This window comes from Vibrio sp. 2132-1, from assembly GCF_033344315.1.
This window is the reverse complement of the sequence record NZ_JAWPON010000706.1, coordinates 1-555: the sequence shown is the minus strand read 5'-3', so window position 1 is coordinate 555 and position 555 is coordinate 1. Positions and strand designations below refer to the sequence as shown.

General features: G+C 42.7%; 1 protein-coding gene. It reads right to left on the bottom strand.

The window, feature by feature from the left end; all coding sequences use genetic code 11:
- On the bottom strand, nt 1-487 hold a 487-nt coding region (locus R8N47_RS27505; protein WP_318186400.1), incomplete at its 3' end, for a primase C-terminal domain-containing protein.
- Nucleotides 488-555 lie beyond the last annotated feature (68 nt).

Sequence of the window (555 nt, the reverse complement as noted above, 5' to 3'; positions counted from 1 at the left end):
TGGGTTTTTTGTTATCCAAAATCAATGCTTGGTATGCAGCTTTAGCTTTGGATAAAACACTTTCCGTCCGTTTTGTATTCGTATAATGCGCCCCCATAGACTGCCTAGTTTCAAGTGGTTGGCTAGAATCAAGCTGCATTTTTCGCTCTCTAGCTCTAATCTTGCTGCGATTTCGCCACGTCCACTTCGAAACGCTTTTCGCAATACACATGATTTCGTTAAAGCTTAAAGGCTCACTGAACTGTGCGTTAAGTTCATCGATCTTACACTCCAAATGCGCGTGAAATGTCTTGTGTGAATCGAAGTGATGAACAACAGCATAAGCGTGATAACGCAAGGCTCTGAATAAACTAACGTTGCGTTCATAATCCGCAAGTTCTACGGGATTGTCATAGCTTCTCTTGTCTAGATCTCCACATCCATCATGCAGCTCCGCAAGCGAATACTCATGATCATGAAAGACCGTAACAAGCCAATCACTATGCATAGGGTTTTTTGTTATCAGGTGTGCAAAACCCGCGTCTGAGTTTAATAAACGCTTGTACGTGCGATGAA